This window comes from Borrelia crocidurae, from assembly GCF_000825665.2.
Lineage (GTDB): Bacteria > Spirochaetota > Spirochaetia > Borreliales > Borreliaceae > Borrelia > Borrelia duttonii.
Window position 1 is genome coordinate 260,411 of sequence record NZ_LN609267.1, and the last position, 1,422, is coordinate 261,832.

Consider the following 1,422-nt stretch of genomic DNA (forward strand, 5'->3'; position numbering starts at 1 on the left):
AAGAGAAAAGCTAAAAAATAATAAAAAACAAGCAACTGAAGAAAAACACCGACTTTTTAAAAACAGGAGGCTCAAAATATCCCCTAGATTCTTTAAAAGTTACCGGTGTTGACTTAAACCTAAAATCAACAATACAAAATACAATTAACATATTTAAAGAACATCTTGATAATGTAAAAAAATTATTTTAGTAAAGGAGTAAGCTTTGATAAAAATAAATCTTATTTTAGCTTGGTTAGTACATATTTTAACGGCTTCTGGATTAATAGTTGGTTTTTATTCAATAATTGCCATAATAAACACAGATTACAATCTCTTGATAAAACTTACGATTTTGGGACTTTTAATTGATGGAATTGATGGAACACTTGCAAGAAAGTTAAAAATCAAAGAAGTAATACCAACAATTAATGGAGAACTCCTTGACAACATAGTAGATTATATAAACTATACATTCATTCCCACAATATTCTTTTATTATAGTAATTTTATACAAGAGCAATATAAAATAATAATATGTATTGGAATCTTACTTGCATCAGCATATCAATTTTCACAATTAGATGCAAAAACAAGTGATAATTATTTTAAAGGTTTTCCATCATTATGGAATTTTCTAATAATTTTCAATGTAATATTTGAAATGAACAAAAACACAAACCTTATCATAATATTATCGTGTATTGCATTTAGTTTTGCACCAATTAAATTCATTTATCCATCAAAAACAAAAGAACTAAAATATATAACGCTTCCTATAACAATAATAACTTCCTTATTAGTAATACTCATAATATTCATCAAATTACCAGATATATATTTAACAATAGGCAAAACATTGATAATTATTTACTGTTTATATCTCATCTTAGCAAGCATATATTTAACTTGTAAAACAAAACAAAAATAATGAGTCATTTATGTATATAATATTAGAATTTATAGATCTAAATATTGCTTATGCACCAATTGTATTTTTTGGATTACTAATTCTTGCAGGCCTTAACATCCCAATTTCTGAAGATGCAATAGTAATAATGGGTGGCATACTTGCTAGTCGTAAAAACGAATATACAATATTAATATTTCTAGGAATTTTTTGGGGAGCTTATATTGGAGATATAATTTCATTTTATATAGGTAGATTCTTAGCTAATAAATTCCTTAAGCAAAAAACAAAAACAAATAACTTACTAGACAAAATAAATTACTACTATAAACACTATGGAAGCTTGACTTTACTATTTGGCAGATTTATTCCTTTTGGATTTAGAAATGCAATATTTATATCTGCAGGAATGGGCAACATGCATAGTAGTAACTTTTTTATAATTGACCTTTTTGCAGCAATGATATCAATTACTACCTACTTCACATTAAGTTTTAAAATAGGAGAATCATTTAATACAATATTCCCTAAAA

The 1,422-nt window shown here is 25.4% G+C and carries 1 protein-coding gene and 1 pseudogene; both read left to right on the forward strand.

Annotated features, from left to right (window positions below; translation table 11 throughout):
• Positions 1-205: 205 nt before the first annotated feature.
• Entirely contained in the window at positions 206-910 is a 705-nt protein-coding gene (pcsA, locus tag BN1173_RS01270; protein ID WP_040236092.1) for a phosphatidylcholine synthase, read from the forward strand.
• Between the two features lie 10 nt (positions 911-920).
• A pseudogene (locus BN1173_RS01275) lies at positions 921-1,422 on the forward strand (DedA family protein); the annotation flags it as partial.